This window comes from Halobaculum sp. CBA1158, from assembly GCF_021431925.1.
Lineage (GTDB): Archaea > Halobacteriota > Halobacteria > Halobacteriales > Haloferacaceae > Halobaculum.
On sequence record NZ_CP090371.1, the window covers coordinates 2,482,673 to 2,509,661 of the forward strand.

A 26,989-nucleotide genomic window follows, 5' to 3' on the forward strand; every position below is an offset into this window, starting at 1 on the left:
GGCAGTCGACGCGGCCGCCGATCAGTATCGGTCGGCAGGAGCATGTCGGTCGTATCGGCTCAGACCAACACGCGCTCCAGGTCGACGACCTCGCCGGCGTCGGCGTCGGGGTCGCCGACGAGCCGGCCGAGACAGACGGCCGCTCCGTCGGGCGTGTAACACGCCAGGAGGTCGCCCTCGGCGGGCGCGCCGGAGCCGGTATCGCCGGCGGCGACCACGCCAGGCGCGTACACGGGCGCGCCCTCGGCGACCTCGCGGGCGGCGGAGTCCGCGATCGTCAGCGACGGGAGCCCGGTCAGCGCCTCCTCGGCCGGGCGGAGCACCTCGCGCAGGAGCGACTCGTCGGGCGCGCCGGCGTCGGTGTCCCGGCCGCCGACTGCGTCTTCCCCCTCGGCGAACGCGACGCCGTCGATCAGGTCGTGGAGGGTGTGGAGGTCGCGGTCGTCGAACGGGTCCGTCGCCGTGCGGCGGAGGTGGCCCATGTGGCCGCCGGTGCCGAGCGCGAGACCGATGTCGTGACACAGCTTCCGGACGTAGGTCCCCGACTCACAGCGAATCCGGAGTAACACCTGCCGGTCGGTCCGGTCGAGCACGTCGAGGTCGGACACCTCGCGGGTGCGCAGGCGACGCGTCACCGCCGACTTGCGCGGCGGCTTCTGGTAGAGATCGCCCTCGAACTCGGCGATCACGCGCTCCAGATCCGTCGGCGCGGGCGCGTGGAGTTCCAGCACGGCGACGTACTCCTTGGTGCCCTCGAGGAACACCTGCGCGAGCCGGGTGGCGTCGCCCGTCAGGGTCGGGAGACAGCCGGTCACCTTCGGGTCGAGCGTGCCCGCGTGGGCCGCCCGGTCGACGTCGAGGCGGTCGCGGACCCAGGCGGCGACCTGGTGGGCCGACGGACCGGCGGGCTTGTCGAGGTTGACGACGCCGAAGGCGGCCAACTCCGCGACCGTGCGCTCCTCGGGTGCCGGGCGCACGGCTCAGAAGTCGTAGTCGACGCCCTCGACGGGCGCTTTCCCCTCGTCGCTGTCGGGGTCGTAGGAGTCGACGGCCGTGGTGAGCATCCCGAGCACGCCCTCGGGCGACCAGCGGGCGGTGTTGTACACGAGGTCGTAGATGCTCAGGTCGTCGATGTGGATGTTGTAGTACTCCCGGTAGCGCTTCGCCTCGCTGCTTTCCCTGCGGCGGGTCTCCTCGACCACCCGTTCGAGCGGCTTCTCCTCGCGGTCGACGATGCGCTCACACCGCACCTCCAGCGGGGCGTCGAGCCATATTCGGAGGTCGGCGTGCTCGGCGGCGAGCCAGCCGGCGAGGCGCGACTCCAGCAGCACGTCCTCGCGTTCGATGGCGATACTGCGGAGGCGACGGTCCAGGTCGCGGTCGATCTGGTCGTCCTCCTCGGCGTGTTCGTTGAACTCGACGGGCGTCATGTCGTGTTCGGCGGCGAGCTCCCGGAAGATGTCGCCCCCGGATACGTGCTCGAGGTCGAACGCCTCCGCCAGCGCCGCGGCGGTGGTGCTCTTCCCGCTGCCCGGCGGGCCGGAGACCGTTAGCAACATATCCCAACTGCGCCCGACTGACTCAAAAAGGCGTCCATGTTCCCCCGTGTGTGTCGCGATCGCGTGGTCCGCGGGGCGACGCGATGTGATCGCCGACCGCGTCGGCGACGCGCCGACCGCTACGGCCGTTCCTCGTTCGGAGCGTCGACCTCGTCGCGCCGCTCGCGCACCGTCTCGACGGTCACGGGGTCGGCGCGTTCTCTCGCGCGCTCGACGCGCTCGCGGGCCCACGACACCGCCCTCGGGTCGTCGTTGACCGCGACGCCGGCGACGCCGGTGTCGCTGTAGACGACGACGCCGGCCTCGTCGTCGCGGTCGTCGTGTTCGCCGACCCAGAGGCCGAACTCGACGTCGACGGGGCCGCAGCGGAACTCGAAGGCCCCCTCGCGGAGGTCGGCCACGAGCCGCTCGGGGCGGCGGTCGATCAGGTGATCCAACACGGTTGGGGTGACGACCAACTCCGGCACGGCGTCGCCGGTCGTCGCCGCCGCGTCGAACGTGTCGAGGTGACCCGACAGCGCCGCGGGCGCGACGCCGGTCACCCCGTCGGCCGCACGCACCGACTCGAGCAGGCGCTCGACGACGCCGTCGGGGAGGCTGGGGTCCGGTCGGCTGACCGACGCGCCGGCCAGGAATCTGGCGTCGAGCGCGGTGTCGTCCGGGAGCGCCTCGAACAGCGGCGCTCCCCGCTCGAGGCCGTCGAGGCGTTCGCGGTACCGATCGCGCTCGGCGAGCGCTCGCGCTCCGACCGCGGTCGCGCGGACGCCCCCGTCGGCCCGCCGCGCCAGCCCGGCGTCGACCAGCTCGCGGACCCCGCGGTCGAGCGTCGTCCGCGGTACCCCGAGTTCGTCGACGAGGACCCGCTTTTCGACCGGGCCGTCACACAGCGTCGCGAGGAGTTCGCGCCGCTTGGCGAGCACGCTCGCCATCTCCGCCGCGTCGCCGGTCGTCATTCGTGGGGGGAACGGGCGGCCGGCCAATGGGTGTTCCGTTTCTCGGGAATCTCCCCGATCGGTGGGAAGTCTACTGAACGGTGAAGTAATGTGTGCAACCGCAGTACGGTGATTTGCCCTCAGAGCGTCTCCCCGACTGCTCGGCCCTCACGCGATCGCTCGACGTGTCTCGTCGGTTTCCCGCGTCGATGTCGTCGCTCCTCGACGGGTGACTGCTGTCGCTCGGCTACTCATCGCGCCTTGCTACTTTTGAGGCACTCGGCTCCGCCTCGCGCTCCGGTACTTTCCGGGCGGCGCGTCCGCAAGCTCGCCGCCGTCGGCCGAGGCGCTCGTTCGCTCCCTCCGGTCGCGTTGCTCCGCTCACGACTCACTCCGTTCGCCGTTCGCACCGAGGTCTCGCGGTGCTCGACCTCGCTACTCGCGCCTCGCTAACCCCGCGAGGTGCCCCGCCTCCTCGACGATGATCTCCTCGCTCCCGAGCCGCGCCGCGTTCTCGCTCCCGGGGAGACAGAACACCGGCACCCCGCCGGCGACGCCGGCGGTCGCGCGCGTCCCCACGACCATCGTCCCGATCTCGTCGCGACTCATCGACCGGAACAGCTCGCCGAACCCCGGCAGCTCCTTGTCGAACAGCGGCGTCACCGCCTCGACGGTCACGTCGTCGGGGGTCACGCCCGTCCCGCCGGTCGTCACCACGCAGTCCACGTCGTCGCGGTCGACGAGCCGGTCGACCGTCCCCTGGACCCCGTCGAAGTCGTCGGCGACGATCTCTCTGACGACGACCTCGTCGCCCGCGGCCGCGACGGCCGCCTCGATCGCGTCGCCCGCGGGGTCGTCGTCGTACCCGCGCGAGGACGACACCGTCACGACCGCGTACCCCAGCGCGTCGAGGTCGTGAGCGTGATGCGCGTGGTCGTCGTGCGCGTGACCGCCGTGGTCGTGGCCGCCGTCGTGGTCGTGTCCGCCGCCGTGGTCGTGCGCGTGACCGCCGTGGTCATGGCCGTCATCGTGGTCGTGGTCGTGTCCGCCGTCGTGCTCGTGGTCGCCGCCGTCGTCCATGGGCCCGCCTACCGTCCGCGGGCGCTTCAACCCCGGGCACCCGTGCGTTCGCGCACAGCCTCGGCGACGAGCCGACTCGCCACGACGAGTCCCCCGAGCGCGACGGCGACCACGCCCCCGACGAGCAGCCCGACGCCGACGACCCAGACGGCGACCGAGACCGTGCCGGACGCCAGAAACGCGAGCCCGAGGGCGAACACGAGCCCCACGGCCGCCGCGGCCGCGCCCCCGGCGACGAGTCGGTACTCGCTCGACCGGTCGGCGAGGGGGCCGACGCGGAGCCGTCCCGTGCCCGCCGGAAGCCCGTAGCCGACGACGGCGACGACGCCGGCGACGGCGGCCCCGAGCAACGCGATCGCGAAGCCGAACGCCGAGGGGAGGCCGTCGCCGGTCTCGGGCGGCGGCGGGAGGTCGAACGCGAACGCCGCGACCGCGAGGAGGCCGACGAGGCCGGCGGTGACGACTGCGATCCGGAGGGCCGCGAGGAGGGGGGACCGGTTCACGATCGGTCGTCGCCGACGGCCGATGATGGGCTTTGTGGTGCTCGAATTACGCCGGGTCGGTAGCGTCGCCGTCGGCGTCGGGGTCGCCGTCGCCTCCCGGATCGAACAGCTCCTCGATCCGACACCCGAAGAAGTCGGCGAGCGCGAACGCGAGCTCCAGCGAGGGGTCGTACCGACCCCGTTCGATGCTGTTTATCGTCTGTCTCGTGACGCCGACCGCCTCGGCGAGGTCGGCCTGGCTCAGGTCGCGTCGCTCGCGGCGGGCGCGCACGTCGTTGTTCATCGGTTCCTGCTGACCCAGCCGTACGCGACCGCGAACACGACGAACAACCCGACGTAGCCGTACAGCACCCCGGACACGAACGACGACGCGTCGTAGACTCCGAGCGCGCTCAGCGTTCGCGTGCCGGAGGCTCCGAGCACGAGGACGACCGCCGCCACGACTAACGTGATCGTGCTCGCGCGACGTTCCAACTCGGCGTCGCGCTCGTCGAACAGAGTCACGGGACTGAACGTCCAGACCGCGAGGAACCCGACGATCCCCACCCAGTAGGCCGCCTCCGCCGCGACCGGGTACGAGAGGAACCGCAGCGCGAGGTTCGCGATCACGCCGACGCCGACCGATCCGAACAGGAGCCGCCGGTATCGACGTCGCGTCGCGACGGTCGGAGTCCCGGTCCCTCCGTCCCCGGAGCTGACTCCCGTCTCCGTCATCGCTTCCCTCCCGGTAGCCCGGCCGTGATTCGGGCAGTCGCTTCCGTGCTCCGTCCGTCCGATTTCGTGGCGTGCATGATCTGTCACCGCGAGCTGTAAAGCTCGCTTTACAGTAAAGGAAGCTTTACACAAGATATTAAATCTACCGCTGCGGTCGGTCCCTGCCAGTTCGCCGCGGGGAGTAGGGTTTAGTCCCCCGCGGTGGGAGATGAGAACACGCATGAAAGCGGTTCAGTTCTCGGAGCACGGCGACCGCGACGTGATCGAGTACGACGACTTCCCGGACCCGGACCCGGATCGCGGCGAGGTGCTCGTCGACGTGAAGGCGGGGGCGCTCAACCACCTCGACATCTGGACCCGAAAGGGCCTTCCCGGGATCGACCTGGAGATGCCGCACATTCCCGGGTCCGACGCCGCCGGCGTCGTGGAGGCGGTCGGCGATGGCGTCACCCGCTTCGAGGCGGGCGACCACGTCGCCGTCTCGGCGGGCGTCTCCTGCGGGGAGTGTGAGTTCTGCCGCCACGGCGAGGAGTCCCAGTGCGTCCGCTTCTCGATTATCGGCGAGCACCAGCGCGGCGTCCACTCGGAGAAGGCGGCGGTACCCGCGGACAACCTCGTTCCCGTTCCCGACCACGTCGACTGGGAGGTCGCCGGTTCCGCCTCGCTCGTGTTCCAGACCGCCTGGCGGATGCTCCTGACCCAGGGCGAACTCGCGCCCGGCGAGAAGATCCTCGTGCACGGAGCCTCCGGGGGCGTCGGCCACGCGGCGGTGCAGATCGCCGACTTCGTCGGCGCGGAGGTGTACGCCACCGCCTCCACCGAGGAGAAACTCAGCTACGCCGAGGAGTGCGGCGCGGAGCACGTGATCAACTACGAGGCGGACGACTTCGCGGACGAGATCCGCGATCTGACGGGTCGCCGCGGCGTCGACATGGTCGTCGACCACATCGGCGCGGCGACGTGGCACGACTCCCTCAAGAGCCTCGCGAAGGGCGGGCGCGTCGTCACCTGCGGGGCGACCACCGGCGGCCGGCCCGAGACGGACATCAATCGCATCTTCTGGAACCAACTGAAGGTGATCGGCTCGACGATGGCGACGCCCGGCGAGGTCGACGACGTGCTCGAACTCGTGTGGGACGGCACCTTCGAGCCGCGGATCCGCGAGACGCTTCCCATGAGCGAGGCGGCGCGCGCCCACGAGATCATCGAGGACCGGGAAGGCTTTGGGAAGGTGGTGGTACGACCCGATAGTGAGCTCTGAGGGCAACGACGCGCACGCCGACGGCGACGCCGGTGGCGGCGCACCCGCCGACTCGTCCGACGACTCGACCCGGCGCGCCGGCGACCGCGTCGTCAACACGGGCGACGGCTACGAACGGGTCGACGGCGCGCCCGCCGAGCGCGACGAGGGCGACGGGGGCGAGACCGGATCCGCCGGCGGCGACGAGGAGGACCTCGGCCGCGCGGGCTGGGTGCTCGTGGCCGTCGTCGTGATCGCGTTCCTCGTCGTCCCCGGGATCATCTACGTGCGGCCGACCGCGCCGAGCGAACTCGGCTTCCGGTTCCTCGCGGCGATGCTCGTGTTGCCGTTCGTCCCGGCGCTGCTGCTCGGGATCACGGCCGTCTGGAGCCTCGCGGTCGGCGGCGAGTAGTCAGTCGAGATCGGGCGGTTATATTTTCGCTCGGTTCGGATCCGAATTCGACCGATGCACGACGCTCCCGTGACGGAACTCCGTGAGGAGGTCGGCGACGCGCTCCGGGCGGTGGGAACGTACGACGACGGGGGCTACGACGTCCACTACCTCCGCGACGCCGTCGCCGAGCAACTCGGCGAGGAGGGGCTCGACGCGATCCGCGAGAACGCTGTGTTCGACTCGCTCGAACGCGACTACTACGAGCGGATCTTCGCCACCGCCGGTCGCTACGAGGCGACCGTCCGGCAGTTCGAGGAGGCGTTCGTCGTCGAGGTGCCGACCGACGACGCGGGTCCCGGCGGCCTCCTGGTCAGCCTCGATCGCGAGTACGCCGGCTCGATCCGCGACGTGATCGAGGTGTGCCGCGACGCCACGGAGTGACCGCGCGACCGGGCGGGCGTCGACGGTCCCGTTCCGGCAGTCGCCGACGGTCCCGTTCCGGCAGTCGCCGACGGTCCCGTTCCGGCAGTCGCCGACGGTCCCGTTCCGGCAGTCACCGACGGCCGCTTCGCCCGTGACGTTTTGCGCCGCGCGCACGTGGGATCGATCAGAATGCGTCACACGCTCGAAGCCGCCCGTGAGGCCGAGTCGCTGCCGGCGGACGTGCCCGGAGCGGCGCGGTTCGTCGAGGCGAACGACCGGACGTTCCACGTCGTCGAGGCCGGCCCCGACGACGGCGAGTTGGTCCTCCTGTTGCACGGGTTCCCGGAGTTCTGGTACGGCTGGCGCGACCAGATCCGCCCGCTCGCGAACGAGGGGTACCGCGTCGTCGTGCCCGACCAACGCGGCTACAACCGCAGCGAGCGACCCGACCGCGTCCGCGACTACCGGATCGAGGAACTGGCGGACGACGCTACCGGGCTGATCGACGCCTACGACCGCGAGACGGCCGCGCTCGTCGGCCACGACTGGGGCGGGATCGTCGGCTGGTGGGTCGCGCTCCACGCCCCCGAACGCCTCTCGGCGTTCGTCCCGGTCAACGCCCCCCATCCCACGGCGCTCCGGCGGCGGCTCCGGAGCGATCCCTCCCAGCTGTTACGGTCGAGCTACGCCGGCTTCTTCCAACTTCCGCGGATCCCGGAAGCGCTGACCCGCGCGGGCGGCTGGCGGATCGCCACCCGGATGCTGCGCGAGTCGTCGATGCCGGGGACGTTCTCCGCGGCCGACCTCGACCGCTACCGCGAGGCGTGGGGCCGCGAGGGCGCGTTCACGGCCATGCTGAACTGGTACCGCGCGGCCGCCCGCGACCGGCCGGTCCCCGAGACGGACCGGGCGGAGGTGCCGACGCGACTGATCTGGGGCGTCCACGACCAGTTCCTCAAGCGCCCGCTGGCGCACGACTCCGTGAGCTACTGCACGGACGGCCGGCTCACGACGGTCCAGGAGGCGACCCACTGGGTCCAGCACGAACAGCCCGCGAAAGTCGCGAACGCGATCCTCGACGAACTCGCGTGAGCGGGCGCGGGCCGGCGGTCGCGACGCCTACGGCTCCCGTTCGTCCGTGACGCCAATGTCGACGCCGTCGTCGTCGGCCCATTCGCGCCGTCCGCGAGTCCGCTCGCCGCGGTCGCGACCGCCGTCCTCGGCGACCCGTCGGCCCTCGTCGCCCGTGCGGTCGCCCGGCTCGCCGCTCGTCTCGGCCGCGCCGCCTCCGGCGTCGCCGCCCTCCTCGCTCGCCTGGTTCACCGCGCCCGGCATCATCGCGCCGGCCGCCCCCGGACCGTCGTCGTCGCTCCCGGCCTCGGCGGACTGTCGTTCCTTGAGGTTCTGCCGGGTGAACTGCGGCTGCGCCCGGATCCCGCGTTTCTCCTTCGTGAACGAGCGGTACAGGAAGAACACCATCGGCAGGGTGGCGATGACGATGCCGACCGAGAGGTACACGTCGAGCATGCTCGACCCGAACGAGTAGATGATCGCCGCGGAGAGTCCGCCGACGGCCGTGAGCACCGAGTAGGCGATGCGCTGGGCCAGCCGGTCGAGGACGTGGTTGTCGTCCTCGAGGGTGACGTTCACCGCGAGGTTCCCGCGCTGGACGGTGTCGAGCACGTCGTCCAGCTTCGGAGGAACGGTGAACAGCGCCCGCGCGGTCTCGCGCGTCTGGTCGGCCGCCTCGCCCGCCAGCCGCCTGGCGGTGTCCTCCAGGTACCCCTCCTCGGAGAGGTAGTCGGTCGCGACCTCGATGAAGTCGAAGTCGGGGTCGAGCGTGACGCAGACGCCCTCGACGACGGTGGCGACGCGGAGCACGAGCGCCATGTTCTGTGGGAGCCGAAGCGGGAAGTCGTATATCGTGGACTCCACCTGCTCTATCACCTGCTGGACGCGGTACTGTTCGATGTCCTCGCCGCGCACGTCGGCGATGGCCAGCTCCATCACGTCGGCCATCACCTGCCGGTCGGCCTCCGGCGAGAGCGTCCCCATCTCGACGAGGGCGTCGAGGATGCCGTCGATGTCCTGGTTGGCGACGGCGATGTAGAAGTCGACGATCTTCTCCTGGATGAACGGGTCGACCCGGCCGGACATGCCGAAGTCGTAGAAGATGATCCGTCCCTCGTCGGTGACCGAGAGGTTCCCCGGGTGGGGGTCGGCGTGGAAGACGCCGTCCTCGGCGATCATCTGGAGGTACACCCGCTGGAGCGTCGTCGCCAGCTCCGTGCGGTCGATCCCCTTCGCGTCGAGGGCGGCGGTGTCGGAGATCTTCGTGCCGGGGACGTACTCCATCGTGAGCACGCGCGGCCCCGACGCCGCCGCGACCGGCTCGGGGATGATCACGTCGTCGTTGTCGGCGAAGTTCGCGCGGATCTCCCGGAGGATGCGCTGTTCGCGGGCGTAGTCCATCTCCTGGTTGATCGTCTTGTCGAACTCCTCGGCGAGGTTCTCGAGCGAGAACGACTGCCCCTGGCCGACGAACCGCGTCAGCAGGGGGATCGACCACCTGATCACCCGCAGGTCGGCTCTCACCAGCTCCTCGATCCCCGGACGACGGACCTTCACCGCGACCTCCCGGCCCTCGTAGGTCGCGACGTACACCTGTCCGAGACTCGCCCCGGAGATGGGGTCGGTGTCGAACTCGTCGAACGTCTCCTCGACGGGGCCGAGTTCCTCCTCCAGGACGACCCTCGATTCCTCCCAGGGAGCGGGCGGCACGTCGTCCTGCAGCGACGACAGCACCTCGATGTACGCGGACGGGATCACGTCCGGGCGCGTCGAGAGGATCTGCCCCAGCTTGATGAACGTCGGCCCGAGCGTGAGCAGGGTGTCGAGAAGCACCTCCGCCCGCCGTACCTGCGTCTCTTGAGTGACCTCCCGCGAGCGGCCGAACAGGAGGAACCGTCGGCGGTCGCGGGCGTACGCGACGATCAACGGCAGGAACCGATACAGGACGACGGGGAACCGTCGGTACGCGCGCAGGGAGACCAGCGTCACCACCCGGGTTACGCGTCCGACACCGGGATGGTCCGTTCTGGCGCGGCCGCGCGCTTGGGGAGGCGGACCGTCAGCACGCCGCGGTCCATCTCCGCCTCGCCCCCCTCGTGAGTCGCGTCCGGCGGCAACGGTATCTCCGCGTCGAGGAACAGCGGCCGGTCCTCCTCGACGAACTCGAACTCGCCGTCTGCGGCCTTCCCCCGGCGCGCTTCGACGAACAGCCGGCCGCGCTCGATCCGGACCTCGGTCGTCTCGGCGGCGGCTCCGGGCAGGTCAACGACGAGCAGGTACGCGTCGTCGCTCTCCAACAGGTCGGCGAACACCGGCTCGGGGAGGTCCCTGAGCGCCTCGCGTAGCTTCGACATGGACGTTCCAAGGGGCGGCGCGTCGAAAAAGCCCGCGGTGGCGACGCCCCGTCGTGCGTGTGATCGTCTCCCACAAGCTTTTCTTCGCGGAGCCGGTTCGGTCTCGTATGTCCGAGGGATCTGAGGGGAGCGACCGATCGACCGCGCCGTCGGTGCCGGCGCGCGTCGAACCCGACGCCGCGGTCGTCTCGCTGGAGGCGACCGTGCCGCCGGACGCCCACGAGGAGGCCACGGCGGCGCTCCGGCCGGTGGCGACCGCCCGGGCCGTCGGGGGGCGGCTCAAGAGACTGCTCGGCGGCGACGCGGGCCGGACCGGACGCTGACGGCCGGGAACTCCTCCCGACCGGCCGGGTCGCCGCGGTCCCGTCCCGATCGGTCGCGTCGCAGGCGGGGTCCGCGTCGCCCCGACTGCCGCTCTTTTTACCGCGGAGCCGCAACGTCACCATATGAGTCACGACCGCACACGCGCGGGGTTCAAGGACCGGACCCGGATCGCCGACGCGCGCGAGCGACTGTTGTCGGCGGCCGCCCCGCACGGCCGCACCGAGACGATCCCGCTGTCTGCGGCCGACGGCCGGGCCGTCGCCGGAACCGTCGAGTCGCCGACGCCGGTGCCCGGCTACGACCGCGCGGCGATGGACGGGTGGGCCGTCCGCGCCGAGGACACGTTCGGGGCGTCGAGCCGGTCGCCGTCGGTGCTCGTCGCCGAGGACGACGAGGTACCTCCCGAGGGGGCCGTCCGCGTCCACACCGGGAGCGAACTGCCGCCCGGCGCGGACGCCGTGGTGATGATCGAGGAGGCCGAGCGCGTGCCGCAGAGCGGCACGACGGGGTCGAGCGGAGAGGGGGCCGACCCGCGAGACGAGGGCGGCTCGGAGGTCGAGGTGTTCGACGCCGTCGCCGAGGGCGAGAACGTCGGCCCCACCGGCGAGGACGTCGCGGAGGGGCAGACGCTGTACGAGCCGCCACACCGCCTGCGCCCCTCGGATCTCGGCCTCTTGAAGTCCGTCGGAATGGACGAGGTCGAGGTGGCCGAGCGCCCGCGAGTCTCGGTGATTCCGACGGGCGAGGAGCTGGTACAGGCGGACCCCGAGCCCGGCGAGGTCATCGAGACGAACGGGCTCACCGTCTCCCGACTCGCCGAGCGCTGGGGGGCCGATGCGACGTACCGCGAGATCGTCACCGACGACGAGGACGCCCTCCGCGGGGCCGTCGAGCGCGACCTCGACCACGACGCGATCGTCACCACCGGCGGCTCCTCCGTGGGCGAGCGCGACCTCATCCCCGAGGTCGTCGACGAGATCGGCGAGGTGCTCGTCCACGGCGTCGCCCTGAAGCCGGGCCACCCCGTCGCGCTCGGGGTCGTCGAGGAGACGCCCGTCGTCATGCTCCCGGGCTACCCGGTCGCGTGCATCGTCAACGCCGTCCAGTTCCTCCGTCCCGTGATCCGGGAGATCGGCTCGCTCCCGCACGAGTCGCACCCGACGCGGCGGGCGACGCTGACGCGGAAGGTGTCCTCCGAGCCGGGCGTGCGGACGTTCGCGCGAGTGACGCTCTCGGAGGGCGAGGAGACCGATGGAACGGAGGCCACCCCGACGCGCGCCTCCGGGTCGGGGATGCTCTCGTCGGTCGCGCTGGCGGACGGCTGGGTCGTCGTCCCCGAGTCGCGAGAGGGGCTCGACGCCGGCGAGGTCGTCGACGCGCAGCTGTGGGAGGTGAACGAATGAGCGACCGCCGGGAGTTCCGCGACCTCGCCGAGCCCGAGGAGGCGCACGAGGCGATCGCAGGCCTCGATCTCGCGCCCGAACCGGAGGCCGTGCCGTTGCGGGAGGCGCGCGGCCGGGTGCTCGCCGAGCGGGTCGACGCCGACCTCGACGTGCCGGGGTTCGACCGCGCGTCGATGGACGGCTACGCGGTCCGCGCCCGCGACACCTTCGGCGCGGACGAGGCCGATCCCGCGACCCTCGAACTGATCGGCGCGGTCCACGCCGGGGCCGAACCGGACGTGACTGTCGAACCCGGCACCTGCGCGGAGATATCGACGGGCGCTGTGATGCCCGACGGCGCGGACGCCGTGGTGATGGTCGAGCGCACGACCGAACTGACGGACGCGGGCGGCGAGGGGACCGCCGCCGACGCGATCGAGATCCGAACCTCAGTCGCCCCCGGCGACCACGTGATGTTCGCGGGCGCGGACGTGGCCGCCGGCGACCGGGCGCTCGGCCCCGGTACGCGGCTCACGCCCCGCGAGATCGGCCTGCTGTCGGCGCTTGGCGTCGACGAGGTGCCCGTCCGCGGCCGCCCCACGGTCGGGATCGTCTCCACCGGGGACGAACTTGTCCGCCCCGGCGGCGACCTCCACAGCGAGCGCGGACAGATCTACGACGTGAACAGCTACACCATCGCCGCGGGCGTCGAGGAGGCCGGCGGCGAGGCGCGGCTGTACCCCCACGCCGGCGACGACTACGACGAGATGGAGCGCCTGCTCGTCGAGGCCAGCGAGGAGTGCGACCTCGTGCTCTCGTCGGGGTCGACCTCCGCCTCCGCGGTCGACGTGATCTACCGCGTGATCGAAGAGCGCGGCGACCTCCTGCTTCACGGCGTCTCCGTCAAGCCCGGCAAGCCGATGCTCGTGGGCCGAGTGGGCGACTCGGCGTACGTCGGCCTCCCCGGCTACCCGGTGTCGGCGCTGACCATCTTCCGCACCTTCGTCGCGCCCGCCGTGCGGGAGGCGGCCGGCGAGCCCGTGCCGGCGACGGCGACGGCGACCGGGCTGATGGCCGCGGCCGAGCGCTACTCGGAGGGACGGATGCGGCTCATGCCCGCGGGGCTGCTCGACGACGGCAGCGGTCGGACGCTCGTGTACCCCGTCGACAAGGGGTCGGGCGCGACCACCAGCCTCGTCGAGGCCGACGGCGTCGTCGTCGTCGACCCGGACACCGAGTACCTCGCGGCCGGCGAGTCCGTCGAGGTGGAGCTGTTCTCCCCGGACGTGCGCGCGCCGACGCTGCTGGCCGTCGGCGAGGACGACCCCGCGCTCTCGCGGCTGCTCGACCGGGTCGACAGACCCCGGTACCTCCCGGTCGGGTCCCGCGAGGGACTGCGCCGCCTCCGCGACGGCGTCCCGGACGCCGCCGTCGTCGCCGGCGAGCCCGGTCGCGACCCCGTGGCCGCGCCGGACCCGACCGCCGACGGCGAGCCGGTCACGGCCGAGCCGATCGGCGAGTGGACCCGCGAGTGGGGGCTGATCGTCCCCGCCGGGAATCCCGACGACGTGACCGGGCTGGCGGACCTGGTGGACCGGGACCTCCGGTTCGTCAACCGCGACTCGAACTCCGGGCTGCGAACCACGCTCGCGACCGCGCTCGCGGACCTGGCGGACGAGCGCGGGACCAGCCGTCGCGAGGTGACCGACGCCGTCGACGGCTTCGACCGGGCGGTCAGAGCCCACGAGTCGCCCGCGCGGCGCGTGCTCGCGGGCGATGCGGACGCGGGGCTGGGCCTGCGAGCGACCGCCGAGCGACTGGACACCGGCTTCGTTCCGCTCGGCACCCAACCCGTGGCGATCCACGCGAACCCCGCACGCGCCGACAAGCCGGGCGTGGCGCGACTGCGCGAGGCCGTCGCCGGCGGCGACGACGTGTTCGACGCGCTCGCCGGCTACGGGCGCTGAGGGGCCGCCGTCGGGCGACCCCGTCGGGAACGCAGCGCCGTCGATCGACGGGTTCGGGGCCCGGAGTCCGGACTCCGACGGCCGCTACGGCGTCGGTGCGGCCTTCTGGAGGGCGGTCTCGGCGATGTTGCCGCCGTAGTCGGCCGAGCGGGAGACGGAGTCGACGATGAGCCCGAGCAGTTGCGCGCGGGCGGGGTCCAGTTCCCTGAGGAGTTCGTCGATCTCGCGGGCGCGCTGGTCCACGCCCAGCACAGCGCCTCGAGCCTCGTTCGCCAGCCGCGTCGCCTCGGCGCTGTCCTCGGCCAACAGCGCCTCCATCGCCTGATCGACGACGCTGCGGGCGTCCTCGTCGAGTTCGCGTAACGCCTCCACCAGTTCCGTCGGGAGCGCCTCCGACCCCCCGTCGGCGGTGGCCGACTCGACGGCGGCCTCGCCGTCCTCGTCGGTCTCCTCGCCGATATTTTCGCTCGCGTACAGCTCCAGAGTCAGATGGGCGATCTTCGTCGCGTGGTCGGCGACCCGTTCGAGCTGTCGGGCGCTGGAGTGGTAGTCGAAGCACTCCTCGCGGGAGAGGCCGATGTCCTTGGCGGCCTTCGGGGTCCGAAGCGTCGACCGAAAGATCCGCGAGACGACCATGTACAGGCGGTCCGCGTCGTCGTCGCGCTGAATCACGTCCCGGGCCATGTCCTCGTCGCCGGCGGCGAGGGCGTCGACCGCGTCCTCCAGCATCGAGACGGCGATGAGCCGCATGCGCGTCACCGCGTTGTGGATCGACAGCTCCGCCGAGTCGAGCAGGTCGCGGATGACGACCCGATCGCGGGTCTCCTCGAGCACCTCCAGGCCCACGAGGCTCTGGACGGAGTTGCGGATGCTCCGGCGCTGGTCGTTCGTGATCCGGGGAGCCTCCAGCGCGATGATGTCGAAGCCCGACACGTACATCGTCATCACCGCGCGCGTGAGCTGATCGCCGGAGAGATCGCCGATGTCGAGCGTCCCCTCGGTGCGCTCGTCCTCGCTCGTGGGGGTGAGAAACAGGGAGTCTCCCTCCGGATAGAACTCGATCTCGGTGCCGGCGCTCACGCCGTTGTCGGTGGCCCAGTCCTTCGGAATCGACACCGTGTACGTCGACCCACCCGTCACCTGGACCTTCCGTGTCTCGACCATCGTCGTGTGCTCGGACCGTCCGCACATTAAACCCACCGACGGTCTATATACTCGAAGCGATCTGGTCTAAATTCTGGCGATAGAACGGGGCAGAACGCGCTGTTTTAGATCAGTATGTAGGCTACTTGGTTCAGAGATCGGCCCAAATACGCTGATATTCGCCGTTTAGGTCGCATATTCACCAGTTCGGCAGCGCGATGGACCCGGATCACACGTTCTCACACTATATCTATATATTTCTCATAGTAGGGTACTTACGTCCCTCGCGGCTTCGAACTGGTGATGGCAGATCAATCCGACTCCGCGACGCGGCGTGCGTTCGTGACTGCTGCGGGAACTGCCGGCGTCCTCGGCCTCGCCGGCTGTACGAGCAATCCGGACTCGGGCGGTTCCGACGGCGGGTCGAACGGTGGATCGGACGGCGGTTCCGACGGGGGGTCGGACGGCGGATCGGACGGCGGCTCCGAGCAGCTCTCGGGCACTATCAACATCGCGGGATCCTCGACGGTGTTCCCGCTTGCGACGGCGTTCGGAGAGACGTTCCAGGAGGAGCACTCCGAGGTCAACATCAACATCCAGTCGACGGGCTCCGGCGGCGGGTTCGCGAACTTCTTCTGCCCCGGCGAGACGGACTTCAACAACGCCTCGCGGCCGATCGCGCCCGACGAGGAGGAGGCGTGCGCCGACAACGACGTGGTGCCGGTCGAGCTGACGGTCGCGACCGACGCGCTGACGGTCATCGTTAACAACGAGGCCGACTTCCTCGACTCGATGACCGTCGAGGAGCTTCGGACGCTGTGGTCCGCCGAGACACAGCCCGAGACGTGGAGCGAGGTCAACTCCGACTGGCCCGACGAGGAGATCGAACTGTACGGCCCCTCGGACGCCTCCGGGACGTACGATTACTTCATCGAGTCGATCATCGGCGAGGAGGGTCCGGGCCACCGCCAGGACTACTCCGCGACCGAGCAGGACCGCACCATCGTCCAGGGCGTTCAGGGGTCGCAGTACGCCGTCGGCTACCTCGGGTTCGCCTACTACAGCGCGAACACCGACGCGGTGAAGGCGGTCGCCATCGACGACGGCGACGGTCCCGTCGAGCCCTCGCTGGAGAACGCGCGGACGGGCGAGTACACCCCGCTGTCGCGGCCGCTGTTCACCTACCCGAAGCAGTCGGCGCTGGCGGAGGACCACATCGCCGAGTTCGCCCGCTACTTCGTCGAGAACACGACGAACGAGGAGGTCGTCGCCGAGGACGTCGGCTACGTCCCCCTCACCGACGAGCAACAGTCCGAGCAGATGGACACCCTCGAGGCAGCCATCGAGGAAGCGAACTCCTGATCGGCGCTCGCCTCTCGTGTCACCCGTTCGACGGAGCTGAGAACGGAGAAATTTTCACTCCCCCATCCCACCCCCAACTCGAATGAGCACCGACGACATCGTGGACGACCTCACCCGGGACACGCAGAACGCGCCCGCGGAACTACTGACGCGGTCGTTCTTCTTCGTGTGTGCGGTGCTCTCGATCGTGACGACGGTGAGTATCGTCGTTCTCCTGGTGACCGAGGCCGCGAAGTTCTTCTCGATCACCGCCCCGTTGATGGGCATCGAGGGGCAGACGGCGTCGCTGGTCGACTTCCTGACGGGCACTACCTGGCAGATCAACAGCGGGGAGTTCGGCGTGCTCGCGCTCGTGTCCGCGACGCTGATGATCACCATCGGCTCGGCGGTCATCGCGATCCCGCTGGGCGTGTCGACGGCGATCTACCTCAGCGAGTACGCCGCCCCCCGCCGCCGCGCGTTCCTCAAGCCCGCACTCGAGGTGCTCGCGGGGATTCCGACGGTCGTCTACGGCTTCTTCGCGCTCATCTACATCACGCCCGCCATCCGGACGGTGCTCCCGGAGACCGGCACGTTCAACCTCCTCTCGGCGAGTATCGTCGTCGGCATCATGATCATCCCGATGGTCGCGTCGATCAGCGAGGACGCCATGTCGGCCGTCCCGGACGAACTTCGGCAGGCCGGCTACGGGATGGGCGCGACCAAGTTCGACGTGTCGACCGGCATCGTCGTCCCGGCGGCGCTGTCGGGCATCTTCTCGTCGTTCATCCTCGCGCTCTCGCGGGCCATCGGCGAGACGATGGCCGTCACCATCGCCGCCGGGTCGCAGGCGGCGTTCCTCAACCCCCTGGACCCGACCGCCTACCAGGAGGGGGCGCTCCCCATGACCGCGGCGATGGTCCAACTCCTGCTGGGTGACATTACTGGCGGGGGGCTCGCCTATCGGAGCCTCTTCGCCATCGGCCTGACGCTGTTTCTCATCACGCTCGCCATGAACGTCATCAGCGACCTGATCGCACAGCGGTACCGCGAGGAGTACTGAGATGGCCACCGACACCGCAACCGGCGATATCGAGGGATTCGGTACGGTCAGCAGAACCGTCGGCACCGTCTTTCGGTACGTCATGCTGGCGGCGACGCTGTTCGGGCTGGTCGTGCTCGGCGTCCTGCTCGTGTACGTCGCCAACGACGCGATCCAGCCGCTCACGGCCGACCCCGGGTGGCACCTGACCTTCCTCCTCACGCTCGTGGTTCCGACGCTCGGTGTCGGCGCGTACCTCTATCGACGCGACGCCGACGCGCTCGGCTACGGCGCGTTGACCGTCGGAACGTTCGTCGTGACGCTCATGTTCGGCGGCGGGGCGGCGATGATCTTCGTCGACATCCTCCCCCCGCTCCTCTGGCTGGCGTACGTCGTCGCGTTCGCGGTCCCGTTCGGCGTCGTGCTGGCCATCCAGCGTCGCGCGCGACGGATCCCGTTTCTCACCCGGGCGGCCGCCACGACCGCGGCGTTTTACCTCTCGCTGTTCGGCCTGCCCGGACCGATCGGGTCGGCGCTCGGTATCCCGCGGGTCGTCCCCGGCGTTCCGGGACTGGTTCAGTCGGCCCCGTTCGTTCCGCTGGACTGGATGTCCGTGACGGCGACGCTCGGGCTCGGCGTCGCCGGGGCCGTCGGCTGGTACGTCGTCGGGATCCGCGACCGACGGGCCGGCCTCCTGAGCGGCGGGGCGGCCTTCGCCGGGATCGTCGTCGCCGCCCTCGCCGGCCCGGCCGTCGGGCTGGACCCGCTGCCTGCGGTCGTCCTCGCGTCCGTCTCGGTCGTCCCGACGGTCGCGTACGCGGTCGGCACGGCGGTCGACCGTCCAACCGTGCGGGTCGGCCTGCTCGTTCCCCTCGTGGTGATCGGCGGCGCGCTCGTCGGCGAGATCCTCGTCGGCGCGTTCGGGTTCGCCGGCCCCCAGTCGTGGGTCGACTGGCAGTTCCTCACGAGCGCCCACAGCCGCACCGCGGAGAACGCCGGGCTGTACCCCGCGATCGGCGGGTCGATCCTGCTGATGGTGACGGTGGCCGGGCTGTCGTTCCCGCTGGGCGTCGGGGCGGCGGTGTACCTCGAGGAGTACGCCCCGGACAACGTGTTCACCCGGATCATCGACGTGAACATCTCCAACCTCGCGGGCGTTCCCTCGGTCGTCTACGGCCTGCTCGGACTGGGCGTGTTCGTCACCTATCTGGGCCAGCCGACCGGAACGGTGATCATCGGCGGCGCGACGCTGGCGCTGCTCATCCTCCCGATCGTCATCATCTCCTCGCGGGAGGCGATCCGAAGCGTCCCCAACGAGATGCGACAGGCCTCTTACGGGATGGGCGCGACGAAGTGGCAGACGGTCCGCCGCGTCGTGCTTCCGCGGGCGTTCCCGGGGATCCTCACGGGGACGATCCTCGCGCTCGGTCGGGCGATCGGCGAGACCGCGCCGCTCATCATGATCGGCGCGCCCAGCGTCCTGTTCTCGCTGCCGACGGAGTTCACCTCGAAGGTGAGCGCCATGCCCCTGCAGGTGTTCGCGTGGTCGAGCCTGTTCGCCAGCGAGGACTTCTACACCAAGGCGGTGCCCGCGGGCGTCGTCGTGCTGGTGAGCGTCCTGCTGGCGATGAACTCCGTGGCGATCGTCCTGCGAAACAGGTATCAGAGTGAGCAGTAACTTCCAATCATGACTGACGGACACGGACCGACCGACGACGGAATCGAGCCCGACGGCGGGGAGGCGACGACGAGCGACCCGTCGACGGAGATGTCGATACAGACGGACGTCAGCGAGAGCGTGACCGACACCGATCACGCACGTGCGGCCGACACGCTCGTCGAGGCCCGCGACGTGAGCGTCTACTACAACGACGACCGCGCGCTCAACGACATCACGATGGAGATCCCCGAGAACCGCGTCACCGCGATGATCGGTCCGTCGGGCTGTGGCAAATCGACGTTTCTCCGGTGCATAAATCGGATGAACGACATGATCGACGCCGCGCGGGTCGAGGGCGACCTCTTCCTCCGCGGGAAGAACGTGTACGACCCCGACGTGGACCCGGTCGCGCTCCGTCGGCGCGTCGGCATGGTGTTCCAGAAACCGAACCCGTTCCCCAAGTCGATCTACGAGAACGTCGCGTACGGGCTGGAGATCCAGGACAAGGCCGGCGACTACGACCAGATCGTCGAGGAGTCGCTCAAGCGGGCGGCGCTGTGGGACGAGGTGAAGGACCAACTCGACTCCTCGGGGCTCGACCTCTCGGGCGGGCAACAGCAGCGCCTCTGCATCGCTCGCGCCATCGCCCCGGACCCCGAGGTGATCCTGATGGACGAGCCGGCATCCGCGCTGGACCCGGTGGCGACCTCGAAGATCGAGGACCTCATCGACGACCTCGCCGAGGAGTACACGGTCGTCATCGTCACCCACAACATGCAGCAGGCGGCCCGCATCTCCGATAAGACGGCGGTGTTCCTCACCGGCGGCGAACTGGTCGAGTTCGACGACACCGACAAGATATTCGAGAATCCCGACTCCCAGCGCGTCGAGGACTACATCACCGGCAAGTTCGGGTAACGCCTCGCGCGCTCGCTGTCGCTCCCGCTCGGCCGCGTCGACGCGGCCCGATCGGTCGACCCCGTTGCCGTTCTCGTCCGTCGTCGCCGCCGCGGTTCGTACCGTATCGTCGTCGCCGCCGCGGTTCGTACCGTATCGTCGTCGCCGCCGCGGTTCGTACCGTATCGTCGTCGCCGCTGTCGCGGTTCTCGGTTCCCGTTTTCGCCGTCGTTCTCTCCCCGTCGTCGCCGCCGACGCTTCGCGAGCGTTTTCGAACGCTCGTGAACGCTCCGGAGCGTTCCGTACGGGATCGGACCGCTATCTCCCGCGGAAGCCGAAGGTTTACACGCCGGCGCGGGGGAATATCTCGACATGCCGAGAAAGCAGTATCAGGAACGCCTCGTGGAGCTCCGCGAGGACGTGCTCTACATGAGCGAGATCGTCGCCGAGCGGCTCCGCATGGGCATGGACGCCCTCGACGTGAAAGACGACGAACTCGCCCGGCGCGTCATCGAGGAGGACGCCGAGGTGAACGAGTTGTACCTCGAACTCGAACAGGACTGCGTCGACCTGCTGGCGCTCCAGCAACCGGTCGCGGGCGACCTCCGATTCATCGCGGCGTCGTTCAAGATCATCACCGACCTCGAACGCATCGGCGACCTCGCCACCAACCTCGGGGAGTACGCCCTCCAAGCCGAGCGCGACGTGTTCCCCGACGTGGACGTACAGCGCATCGGGGAGGCGACCCTGGAGATGCTCGACGACGCCATGACCGCCTACGCCGAGGAGGACACCGAGGCGTGCTACGGCGTCGCCGACGCCGACGACGACGTTGACGCCCTCTGTGAGGACGCCTCCAGCGCCGTCGTCCGCGAACTGCTCGAACGCGAGGGCGTCACGGAGGCGGACATCGACGACATGATGACGGACGTGTCGCGGCTCCTGCTCACGATCCGCGACCTCGAACGCGTCGGCGACCACGCGGTCAACATCGCCGCCCGGACGCTGTACATGGTCGAGAACGACGACGAGCTTATCTACTAACGAACCTCTCTTCGCCTCGGGTTTCCTCGCGCTCGCCAGAGGCGAGCGCTGCGGGAACCGCTCGGCGAAAACCCGTTCATGCCAAAAGGCCGGACCCTCCCTCCGGTCGGGTCCGGTGAACCGCTCGCTTCGCTCACGGATGCTATTTCGGCAGTCCCGACCTACGAGTCGTTCTACTTGGAGCCGTTCTACAAGCTGAAGCGGTCAGCGAGATATCCAGGATATCCTGCTATCGACAGGTGATGCACTATGAATCATCTGTTCCCTTCTTTGGGAGGTTCTTCCGCTCTGAGAAGTAATATAGAATAACGATGAACCCTGCAGCAGGTACTATTACTCCTAACCAGTACTTCTCCGGATTCTTCAGAGTAAGCCGCTTTGCGTCGAAATACATCAAGATCCCTATCGGTATCTGAATAGCGATAGCGCCGACAATGAGTACATAAGCCAACTCAACCATTGCTGTTCGTCCGCAACACGGTATGATAATACTCACGCTGCGAGAGTGTGTTTACAAGATTTGCAGCGTCATCGAGCAGTTATTTCATCTGTGACCCCCCGAAATAGAATTCTACGACTATTCTCGGGAACACAATTAGATGACCGCCTGCGGTTGCGGTTCGCTCTAGCGATTGTTCCGTGAGCGAGGCCGAAGGCCGAGCGAGCGGCCATTTTGGCATGAACGGGTTTTAGTGGGGGTCTGGCCGCAGTCGTTCGAGAGGCGCTTCGCGCCTCTCGTGATGACGAGAGACGGCTCCGCCGTCTCTCGAACCACGGGCGGCGAAGCCGCCCGCGAGGACATGCCCCCACTAAAAGAGGTTCTATTGGAAGCCGATTCTTCCGCCCCGGTCGGTGCGGAGGCTGTCGGTGCCGCCGCCCTTGAACTGCTCTTCGATGTCGGCGTAGTAGTTCATGATCTCGTCGGAGATGGTCGGCCGGACCGACTCCATCGCCTGCTCGAAGTGGCGCATGTTCACGTCCTCGGCCTCGCCGTCCTCGCGCAGCGCCTGGATGGCCGCCTCGCGGGCGATCGACTCCAGGTCGGAGCCGACGTAGCCGTCGGTGCGCTCGGCGAGTTCCCGGAGGCTCACGTCGGCGCTTAGGGGCGTGTCGTCGGTGTGGATCTTGAGGATCTGCTCGCGCCCCTCCTCGTCGGGCTGGCCGATCATCACGAGCCGGTCGAACCGGCCCGAGCGGATGAGCGCCGGGTCGATCATGTCCGGCCGGTTCGTCGCGCCGATAACCATCACGTTGCCCATCTCCTCCAGCCCGTCGAGCTCGGTGAGCAGTTGGTTGACGACGCGCTCGGAGACGTTGTTCCCCATCTCCTGCCCCCGGCTGGGTGCGAGGCTGTCGAGCTCGTCGAAGAAGATCACGGTCGGGGCGACCTGCCGCGCCTTCCGGAACGTCTGCCGGATCGCCTTCTCGGACTCGCCGACCCACTTCGACAGCAGCTGCGGGCCGCGCACGGAGATGAAGTTCGCGTTCGTCTCGTTGGCGACGGCCTTCGCCATCAGCGTCTTCCCCGTGCCGGGCGGGCCGTACAACAGCACGCCCTTGGGCGATTCGATGCCCATCCGTTCGAACTTCTCCGGGGTGGTGAGGGGCCACTCGACGGCTTCTTTCACCTGCTGTTGGGCGTCCTCGAGGCCCCCGACGTCCTCCCAGGTGATCTTCGGGAGCTCGACGAGCACCTCCCGCATCGCGGACGGCTCCACATCCGCAAGCGCCCCGTGGAAGTCGTCGCGCTTGACGATCATCCGGTCGATGAGGCTCGGCGGGATGTCCTCCTCGTCGAGGTCGATCTCAGGCAGGTAGCGCCTGAGCGCCTTCATCGCCGCCTCCTTCGTCAGGCTCTCGATGTCCGCGCCGACGAAGCCGTGCGTCTCGTCGGCGAGGCGGTCCAGGTCCACGTCGTCCGACAGCGGCATACCGCGGGTGTGGATCTGGAGGATCTCCTTGCGGCCGACCTCGTCGGGGACGCCGATCTCGATCTCGCGGTCGAAGCGGCCGGGACGCCGGAGCGCGGGGTCGACCGAGTCGACGCGGTTGGTCGCGCCGATGACGATCACCTGCCCGCGCGTCTCCAGTCCGTCCATCATCGTCAGCAGTTGGGCGACGACGCGGCGCTCGACCTCGCCGGTCACGTCCTCGCGCTTGGGCGCGATGGAGTCCAACTCGTCGATGAAGATGATCGACGGGGAGTCGTCTTTCGCGTCCTCGAAGATCTCTCGTAACTGCTGTTCGGACTCTCCGTAGTACTTCGAGATGATCTCCGGCCCCGCGATCGAGAAGAACGACGCGCTGGTCTCGTTGGCGACCGCCTTCGCGAGCAGCGTCTTCCCCGTGCCGGGCGGACCGTGCAGGAGCACGCCCTGGGGCGGCTCGATCCCCAGTTTCTTGAATATCTGGGGGTGTTTCATCGGCAGTTCGACCATCTCGCGGACGCGCTGGATCTCCTGTTGGAGCCCGCCGATGTCCTCGTAGGTGATGCCGCCGCCGGTCTTTTCGAACCCGGAGATCGGCTCCTCGCGCAGTTCCACGTCGGTGTCCTCGGTGATGAGACAGACGCCGTCGGGTTCGGTGTCGACGGCGATCAGCGGGATCGCCTGCCCGGGCGAGCGCATGAACGGGTGGTTCGTGGAGGACATCACGGGGACGATGTCGCGCTCGACGACCGGGCGCTTGAGGATCTGTCGTTTCACCATACCGGCGGCGTCGGAGCCGAACTGCACCGACGCCTCCTCGGGCGGGGCCAGCGTCAGCGACTCGGCCTTCTTCGCCTCGGCCTTGCGGATCGTGACGCGCTCGCCGATCCCCACGTCCGCGTTCTGGCGGGTGAAGCCGTCGATGCGGACGGTGTCGGTGTTCCAGTCCTGCCGGTCGGCGCGCCACACCTTCGCGGCTGTGGTCTCGGCTCCCTCGATCTCGATGATGTCGCCGGGGGAGAGCTTCAGGTGTAGCAGCGTGTCCGGGTCGAGGCGGGCGATCCCTCTCCCGGAGTCGTTCGGGTACGCCTTCGCGACTTCGAGTTGGACTTCATTCATGATGTGGTGGCGGGGTGATCGTGTGCGGTCCGTCCGTTCGGACGGTGGTTAAGCCCTCCGTTGCGCGCCGTGGTGTCACAACGCGAGAACGCGATTGTGGCCGACCCGACGCGGGACGTGCTAGACTGTCTCACGATACGAGGTCCGTCCTGAAAACACCACCGGCGACGGCGACGATGACGACGCGAGACACCGGCGACGACGCCGGTCCGCGCCGGCGGTCGTCGCCGTGGCGGTGGCGGTGGTGTTGCGGTCGCGGTGGCGTTGCGGTCGCGGTGGCGTTGCGGTCGCGGTGGCGTTGTGGTTGCGGTCGCGTCGTCGCCGGTGCGGTAGGGACTTGTCGGCGCGCGCCGATCGACGAGCCATGCGAACCATCGCCTTCGACGGCCGGATGGGTGCGGCCGGCGACATGATCCTCGGGGCGCTCGTCGCCGCCGGGGGCGACCCCGACGCCCTCGCACCCGTCGAGGACGCGCTGCCCGTCCGATACGAGTTCGAGTCGGTCGACCGAACCGGGATCGAGAGCGTCCGCGCGCGGGTCCGTCACGCCGAGGCCGACGCCGCCCGCGACGACGCGGACGCCGCCCGCGACGACACCGACCAGGCTACCGACCGCGACGACGACCACGATCACGGGGACAGTCACGGTCGTGGACACTCTCACGACCACGGCGACGACGGCGACCACGATCACCCGCACGACCACAGTCACGAGGACGACCAGTCACACGATCACGACCACGATCACCCCCACGACGGCCACGGCGCGGAGGGGCACGGCCCCCAGCGGACGTACGCCGAAGTGGTCGAGGTGGTCGAGGGGATGGCCCTCCCGGCGTCGGTCCGGGCGGACGCGCTCGCCGTCTTCGAGATATTAGGCGAGGCGGAGTCGTCGGTCCACGGCACCGACCTCGACGACACGCACTTCCACGAGGTCGGCGCGGACGACGCCATCGCGGACGTGGTGGGCGCGTGCCTGCTGTTCGACGACCTCGACGCCGATCGGGTGGTGACGACGCCGCTCGCGACGGGCGACGGCGAGGTGGAGTTCAGCCACGGCGTCTACCCGGTGCCGACCCCTGCCGTGATGGAGGTGGCCGAGCGCGCCGACTGGTCGCTGCGGGGCGGCCCCGTCGAGGCCGAACTGCTCACGCCGACCGGTGCGGCGATCCTCGCACACGTCGCCGACGGCGTCGAGCGCCTCCCCTCGCTTCGTGTCGAGGAGTCGGGGTACGGCGCGGGCGGGTGGACGTTCCCCGACCGGCCGAACGTCCTCCGAGCGGTCGTCGGCGAGACCGAGCGCTCGGGGCTCGTCCGCGACGACGTGACCGTGCTGGAGACGAATCTCGACGACGCCGCTCCGGAGGTGCTGGGCGGTCTCCAGGAAACGCTGGCCGAAGCCGGCGCGCGCGACGTGTCGGTCGTGCCGACGACGATGAAGAAGTCGCGCCCGGGCCACATCGTGAAGGTGATCTGCAAGCCCGAGGACGCCGACCGCGTCGCCCGACGCCTCGCCGAGGAGACCGGCACGCTCGGGGTCCGCGAGGGCGGTGCGACCCACCGCTGGATCGCCCAGCGCCGATTCGAGACCGCCGCGGTCGACCTCGCGGACGGGGAGTCGTACGACGTGCCGGTGAAGGTCGCCAGCGACGCCGACGGCGCGGTGTACGACGTGAGCGCCGAGTACGACGACGCCGCGGCCGCCGCCCGCGAGGCCGGCGTCCCCGTCCGGGACGTCCTGCGGCGCGCCGAGGCCATCGTCCGCGAGCGACTGGCGGTCGAGGCGAACGGCGACGAATGAGCGACGGGGGACCCGACCGTTCGGAGACGGACGAGGACGGCGAGTACGCCTGTGACAACTGCGGAGCCGAGTTCACCGCGAGCGAGGCGATCCGGACGGAGACGATGGGCGACCTCGACGCGGACGCGTGGCAGACGCTGTGCTGTCCGACCTGCGGCGCGCGGGTGAAGACGGTGTTCGTCGGCGACGACTGACCGGCCGAAAAGCGGCCCGCCGCTACGACTCCCGGTGCTCGTCGAGGGCCTCCGCGAGCGTCACCTCGCCGAGCGCGACCCGGCGGGCCAGTTCCTCGTCGATGGAGCGGTCGCCGTCGGTCCGGTCGCGCGAGGCGTCTTTGATCCGCTGGATCTCCCCCGCGGTGGGGTCGAGGTCGCGCGTCTCCACGGGATCGCCTTCGATCCGGGCGATGTTGACGGCCGCGAGCACGTCGGAGACGCCCTTGTCCCCGACACCCCGTCCGAGCCTCGGGGTCGTCCCCGACTCGTCGACGAGTTCGACGGCCACGTCCTCCAGCCCGTTGACGATCCGCGCGCTCCGGAGGCGGTCCCCGTCGCCGACGCGAACGAGCGCGTCCGGTTCGCCCTCGACCGCCGTCAGTACCGTCGACACCGCCTCTCCGAGCGGAACGTGGTACGCCGCGACGACCGTGTCGCCCGCGAGCACGGCGATCCCCGGTCGCTCGCCGGGGTCGACGCCGACGACGGTCCGCCCGTCGCCTCCGCGGAGTCCGCCCAGCGCCGTCTCGACCGCCTCCCGAACGGCCTCCGGCGTCGCGGCGACGTGTTCGACCGGCTCCGGAACCGACAGGCGGTCGCTCGGGGCCGAGATAACGACCTCGGTCCGTTCGGGGAGGTCCGCCCCGGGTTCGCGCGTCGTGAACGCAGCCCCCCGATCCCGTAGCTCCTCGACCGCGGCGTGGTACAGGGCGAAGTCCTCCGTGACGACGACGATCACTCGACGACGACTACGGCCGGCCGCGGCATCACGGTGTCGCCCGAGGACGACACCCGCGTGCCCGCGACCGTCGACCCCGTCGTGATAGGAGACGCGCGCGTCGGTTCTCGGCTCTGA

Annotated in this window: 26 protein-coding genes and 1 pseudogene; 14 read left to right on the plus strand and 13 right to left on the minus strand. The window is 69.8% G+C overall.

All coding sequences use genetic code 11. The annotated features are described in order from the left end of the window. Nucleotides 1-59: 59 nt before the first annotated feature. The 7 genes from Hbl1158_RS12935 to Hbl1158_RS12965 all read right to left on the minus strand — a co-directional run bounded on the left by Hbl1158_RS12935 (nt 60) and on the right by Hbl1158_RS12965 (nt 4,788). Nucleotides 60-977: an RNA-guided pseudouridylation complex pseudouridine synthase subunit Cbf5 gene (locus tag Hbl1158_RS12935; RefSeq protein ID WP_234297666.1), complete on the minus strand. Its 918-nt coding sequence runs from the start codon at nt 975-977 to the stop codon at nt 60-62. Nucleotides 978-980: 3 nt separating this feature from the next. Next, nucleotides 981-1,559 carry a (d)CMP kinase gene (cmk, locus tag Hbl1158_RS12940; RefSeq protein ID WP_234297667.1) on the minus strand — a complete coding sequence of 193 codons (579 nt, stop codon included), beginning with the start codon at nt 1,557-1,559 and terminating at the stop codon, nt 981-983. Between the two features lie 119 nt (nt 1,560-1,678). Further along, nucleotides 1,679-2,512 carry a hypothetical protein gene (locus Hbl1158_RS12945; protein ID WP_234297668.1) on the minus strand — a complete coding sequence of 278 codons (834 nt, stop codon included), beginning with the start codon at nt 2,510-2,512 and terminating at the stop codon, nt 1,679-1,681. Nucleotides 2,513-2,926: 414 nt separating this feature from the next. After that, a complete protein-coding gene (locus Hbl1158_RS12950) occupies nt 2,927-3,571 on the minus strand; it encodes a molybdenum cofactor synthesis domain-containing protein (protein WP_234297669.1) in 645 nt (214 codons plus the stop codon). A 26-nt stretch (nt 3,572-3,597) separates the two neighbouring features. Next, a complete protein-coding gene (locus tag Hbl1158_RS12955; RefSeq protein ID WP_234297670.1) occupies nt 3,598-4,074 on the minus strand; it encodes a hypothetical protein in 477 nt (158 codons plus the stop codon). 46 nt (nt 4,075-4,120) lie between these two features. Next, nucleotides 4,121-4,357: a helix-turn-helix transcriptional regulator gene (locus Hbl1158_RS12960; RefSeq protein WP_234297671.1), complete on the minus strand. Its 237-nt coding sequence runs from the start codon at nt 4,355-4,357 to the stop codon at nt 4,121-4,123. Then, nucleotides 4,354-4,788, minus strand: a complete 435-nt coding sequence (locus Hbl1158_RS12965; protein WP_234297672.1) for a DUF2178 domain-containing protein — start codon at nt 4,786-4,788, stop codon at nt 4,354-4,356. Before Hbl1158_RS12965 ends, Hbl1158_RS12960 begins: the two co-directional genes overlap by 4 nt. Nucleotides 4,789-5,008: 220 nt before the next feature. Here Hbl1158_RS12965 and Hbl1158_RS12970 point away from each other — a divergent pair, with 220 nt between their 5' ends. The 4 genes from Hbl1158_RS12970 (at nt 5,009) to Hbl1158_RS12985 (ending at nt 7,937) form a co-directional block, all read left to right on the plus strand. Further along, nucleotides 5,009-6,049: a zinc-binding dehydrogenase gene (locus Hbl1158_RS12970; protein WP_234297673.1), complete on the plus strand. Its 1,041-nt coding sequence runs from the start codon at nt 5,009-5,011 to the stop codon at nt 6,047-6,049. Next, nucleotides 6,039-6,440 carry a hypothetical protein gene (locus Hbl1158_RS12975; protein WP_234297674.1) on the plus strand — a complete coding sequence of 134 codons (402 nt, stop codon included), beginning with the start codon at nt 6,039-6,041 and terminating at the stop codon, nt 6,438-6,440. The genes Hbl1158_RS12970 and Hbl1158_RS12975 overlap by 11 nt, the downstream gene beginning before the upstream one ends. A gap of 54 nt (nt 6,441-6,494) precedes the next feature. Further along, nucleotides 6,495-6,863, plus strand: a complete 369-nt coding sequence (locus tag Hbl1158_RS12980; RefSeq protein WP_234297675.1) for a hypothetical protein — start codon at nt 6,495-6,497, stop codon at nt 6,861-6,863. 171 nt (nt 6,864-7,034) lie between these two features. After that, nucleotides 7,035-7,937 carry an alpha/beta fold hydrolase gene (locus tag Hbl1158_RS12985; RefSeq protein WP_234297676.1) on the plus strand — a complete coding sequence of 301 codons (903 nt, stop codon included), beginning with the start codon at nt 7,035-7,037 and terminating at the stop codon, nt 7,935-7,937. Nucleotides 7,938-8,231: 294 nt separating this feature from the next. Here Hbl1158_RS12985 and Hbl1158_RS12990 read toward each other — a convergent pair. Both Hbl1158_RS12990 and Hbl1158_RS12995 read right to left on the minus strand, forming a co-directional pair. Beyond that, nucleotides 8,232-9,908 (minus strand): annotated as a pseudogene (locus Hbl1158_RS12990) (AarF/ABC1/UbiB kinase family protein); the annotation flags it as partial. A gap of 5 nt (nt 9,909-9,913) precedes the next feature. Beyond that, nucleotides 9,914-10,270: an Hsp20/alpha crystallin family protein gene (locus Hbl1158_RS12995; RefSeq protein WP_234297677.1), complete on the minus strand. Its 357-nt coding sequence runs from the start codon at nt 10,268-10,270 to the stop codon at nt 9,914-9,916. 107 nt (nt 10,271-10,377) lie between these two features. Between Hbl1158_RS12995 and Hbl1158_RS13000 the strand changes: the two genes are divergently transcribed. From Hbl1158_RS13000 to Hbl1158_RS13010, 3 genes are all read left to right on the plus strand, one after another. Then, nucleotides 10,378-10,593: a hypothetical protein gene (locus tag Hbl1158_RS13000; RefSeq protein WP_234297678.1), complete on the plus strand. Its 216-nt coding sequence runs from the start codon at nt 10,378-10,380 to the stop codon at nt 10,591-10,593. 123 nt (nt 10,594-10,716) lie between these two features. Continuing rightward, a complete protein-coding gene (gene glp / locus Hbl1158_RS13005; protein WP_234297679.1) occupies nt 10,717-11,997 on the plus strand; it encodes a gephyrin-like molybdotransferase Glp in 1,281 nt (426 codons plus the stop codon). Then, nucleotides 11,994-13,943, plus strand: a complete 1,950-nt coding sequence (locus tag Hbl1158_RS13010) for a molybdopterin biosynthesis protein (protein ID WP_234297680.1) — start codon at nt 11,994-11,996, stop codon at nt 13,941-13,943. Before glp ends, Hbl1158_RS13010 begins: the two co-directional genes overlap by 4 nt. 84 nt (nt 13,944-14,027) lie before the next feature. On the opposite strand, the gene Hbl1158_RS13015 is transcribed toward Hbl1158_RS13010, so the two are convergent. Beyond that, nucleotides 14,028-15,107: a phosphate uptake regulator PhoU gene (locus Hbl1158_RS13015; protein WP_234297681.1), complete on the minus strand. Its 1,080-nt coding sequence runs from the start codon at nt 15,105-15,107 to the stop codon at nt 14,028-14,030. Between the two features lie 282 nt (nt 15,108-15,389). Between Hbl1158_RS13015 and Hbl1158_RS13020 the strand changes: the two genes are divergently transcribed. The 5 genes from Hbl1158_RS13020 to phoU all read left to right on the plus strand — a co-directional run bounded on the left by Hbl1158_RS13020 (nt 15,390) and on the right by phoU (nt 21,070). After that, entirely contained in the window at nt 15,390-16,448 is a 1,059-nt protein-coding gene (locus tag Hbl1158_RS13020; RefSeq protein WP_234297682.1) for a PstS family phosphate ABC transporter substrate-binding protein, read from the plus strand. 82 nt (nt 16,449-16,530) lie between these two features. Next, nucleotides 16,531-17,490: a phosphate ABC transporter permease subunit PstC gene (gene pstC / locus Hbl1158_RS13025; RefSeq protein WP_234297683.1), complete on the plus strand. Its 960-nt coding sequence runs from the start codon at nt 16,531-16,533 to the stop codon at nt 17,488-17,490. A 1-nt stretch (nt 17,491) separates the two neighbouring features. Beyond that, the gene (pstA, locus tag Hbl1158_RS13030) at nt 17,492-19,147 is read left to right on the plus strand and encodes a phosphate ABC transporter permease PstA (protein WP_234297684.1); all 1,656 of its coding nucleotides are present in this window, start codon (nt 17,492-17,494) and stop codon (nt 19,145-19,147) included. 90 nt (nt 19,148-19,237) lie between these two features. Further along, nucleotides 19,238-20,047, plus strand: coding sequence for a phosphate ABC transporter ATP-binding protein PstB (gene pstB, locus Hbl1158_RS13035; RefSeq protein ID WP_234299539.1), 810 nt, complete (start codon nt 19,238-19,240; stop codon nt 20,045-20,047). A 351-nt stretch (nt 20,048-20,398) separates the two neighbouring features. Next, the gene (gene phoU / locus Hbl1158_RS13040) at nt 20,399-21,070 is read left to right on the plus strand and encodes a phosphate signaling complex protein PhoU (RefSeq protein ID WP_234297685.1); all 672 of its coding nucleotides are present in this window, start codon (nt 20,399-20,401) and stop codon (nt 21,068-21,070) included. Nucleotides 21,071-21,317: 247 nt separating this feature from the next. On the opposite strand, the gene Hbl1158_RS13045 is transcribed toward phoU, so the two are convergent. Further along, on the minus strand, nt 21,318-21,530 hold the full coding sequence (locus tag Hbl1158_RS13045) for a hypothetical protein (RefSeq protein ID WP_234297686.1): 213 nt from the start codon (nt 21,528-21,530) through the stop codon (nt 21,318-21,320). A gap of 361 nt (nt 21,531-21,891) precedes the next feature. After that, nucleotides 21,892-24,117 carry a CDC48 family AAA ATPase gene (locus tag Hbl1158_RS13050; protein ID WP_234297687.1) on the minus strand — a complete coding sequence of 742 codons (2,226 nt, stop codon included), beginning with the start codon at nt 24,115-24,117 and terminating at the stop codon, nt 21,892-21,894. Nucleotides 24,118-24,481: 364 nt separating this feature from the next. Between Hbl1158_RS13050 and larC the strand changes: the two genes are divergently transcribed. Together larC and Hbl1158_RS13060 are read left to right on the plus strand one after the other, a co-directional pair. After that, on the plus strand, nt 24,482-25,918 hold the full coding sequence (larC, locus tag Hbl1158_RS13055) for a nickel pincer cofactor biosynthesis protein LarC (RefSeq protein WP_234297688.1): 1,437 nt from the start codon (nt 24,482-24,484) through the stop codon (nt 25,916-25,918). Beyond that, nucleotides 25,915-26,112: a hypothetical protein gene (locus tag Hbl1158_RS13060; protein ID WP_234297689.1), complete on the plus strand. Its 198-nt coding sequence runs from the start codon at nt 25,915-25,917 to the stop codon at nt 26,110-26,112. The genes larC and Hbl1158_RS13060 overlap by 4 nt, the downstream gene beginning before the upstream one ends. Nucleotides 26,113-26,134: 22 nt before the next feature. Here Hbl1158_RS13060 and Hbl1158_RS13065 read toward each other — a convergent pair whose 3' ends face one another. Then, nucleotides 26,135-26,872 (minus strand): hypothetical protein, encoded by a 738-nt coding sequence (locus Hbl1158_RS13065; RefSeq protein WP_234297690.1) that lies wholly within the window; start codon nt 26,870-26,872, stop codon nt 26,135-26,137. Nucleotides 26,873-26,989 lie beyond the last annotated feature (117 nt).

Coding starts and splice junctions, on each gene's coding strand:
- cmk (WP_234297667.1), bottom strand. CDS start 1,559: ATGTTGCTAACGGTCTCCGGCCCGCCGGGCAGCGGGAAGAGCACCACC.
- Hbl1158_RS12945 (WP_234297668.1), bottom strand. CDS start 2,512: ATGACGACCGGCGACGCGGCGGAGATGGCGAGCGTGCTCGCCAAGCGG.
- Hbl1158_RS12950 (WP_234297669.1), bottom strand. CDS start 3,571: ATGGACGACGGCGGCGACCACGAGCACGACGGCGGACACGACCACGAC.
- Hbl1158_RS12960 (WP_234297671.1), bottom strand. CDS start 4,357: ATGAACAACGACGTGCGCGCCCGCCGCGAGCGACGCGACCTGAGCCAG.
- Hbl1158_RS12965 (WP_234297672.1), bottom strand. CDS start 4,788: ATGACGGAGACGGGAGTCAGCTCCGGGGACGGAGGGACCGGGACTCCG.
- Hbl1158_RS12970 (WP_234297673.1), top strand. CDS start 5,009: ATGAAAGCGGTTCAGTTCTCGGAGCACGGCGACCGCGACGTGATCGAG.
- Hbl1158_RS12980 (WP_234297675.1), top strand. CDS start 6,495: ATGCACGACGCTCCCGTGACGGAACTCCGTGAGGAGGTCGGCGACGCG.
- Hbl1158_RS12985 (WP_234297676.1), top strand. CDS start 7,035: ATGCGTCACACGCTCGAAGCCGCCCGTGAGGCCGAGTCGCTGCCGGCG.
- Hbl1158_RS12995 (WP_234297677.1), bottom strand. CDS start 10,270: ATGTCGAAGCTACGCGAGGCGCTCAGGGACCTCCCCGAGCCGGTGTTC.
- Hbl1158_RS13000 (WP_234297678.1), top strand. CDS start 10,378: ATGTCCGAGGGATCTGAGGGGAGCGACCGATCGACCGCGCCGTCGGTG.
- glp (WP_234297679.1), top strand. CDS start 10,717: ATGAGTCACGACCGCACACGCGCGGGGTTCAAGGACCGGACCCGGATC.
- Hbl1158_RS13010 (WP_234297680.1), top strand. CDS start 11,994: ATGAGCGACCGCCGGGAGTTCCGCGACCTCGCCGAGCCCGAGGAGGCG.
- Hbl1158_RS13015 (WP_234297681.1), bottom strand. CDS start 15,107: ATGGTCGAGACACGGAAGGTCCAGGTGACGGGTGGGTCGACGTACACG.
- Hbl1158_RS13020 (WP_234297682.1), top strand. CDS start 15,390: ATGGCAGATCAATCCGACTCCGCGACGCGGCGTGCGTTCGTGACTGCT.
- pstC (WP_234297683.1), top strand. CDS start 16,531: ATGAGCACCGACGACATCGTGGACGACCTCACCCGGGACACGCAGAAC.
- pstA (WP_234297684.1), top strand. CDS start 17,492: ATGGCCACCGACACCGCAACCGGCGATATCGAGGGATTCGGTACGGTC.
- pstB (WP_234299539.1), top strand. CDS start 19,238: ATGTCGATACAGACGGACGTCAGCGAGAGCGTGACCGACACCGATCAC.
- phoU (WP_234297685.1), top strand. CDS start 20,399: ATGCCGAGAAAGCAGTATCAGGAACGCCTCGTGGAGCTCCGCGAGGAC.
- Hbl1158_RS13045 (WP_234297686.1), bottom strand. CDS start 21,530: ATGGTTGAGTTGGCTTATGTACTCATTGTCGGCGCTATCGCTATTCAG.
- Hbl1158_RS13050 (WP_234297687.1), bottom strand. CDS start 24,117: ATGAATGAAGTCCAACTCGAAGTCGCGAAGGCGTACCCGAACGACTCC.
- larC (WP_234297688.1), top strand. CDS start 24,482: ATGCGAACCATCGCCTTCGACGGCCGGATGGGTGCGGCCGGCGACATG.
- Hbl1158_RS13060 (WP_234297689.1), top strand. CDS start 25,915: ATGAGCGACGGGGGACCCGACCGTTCGGAGACGGACGAGGACGGCGAG.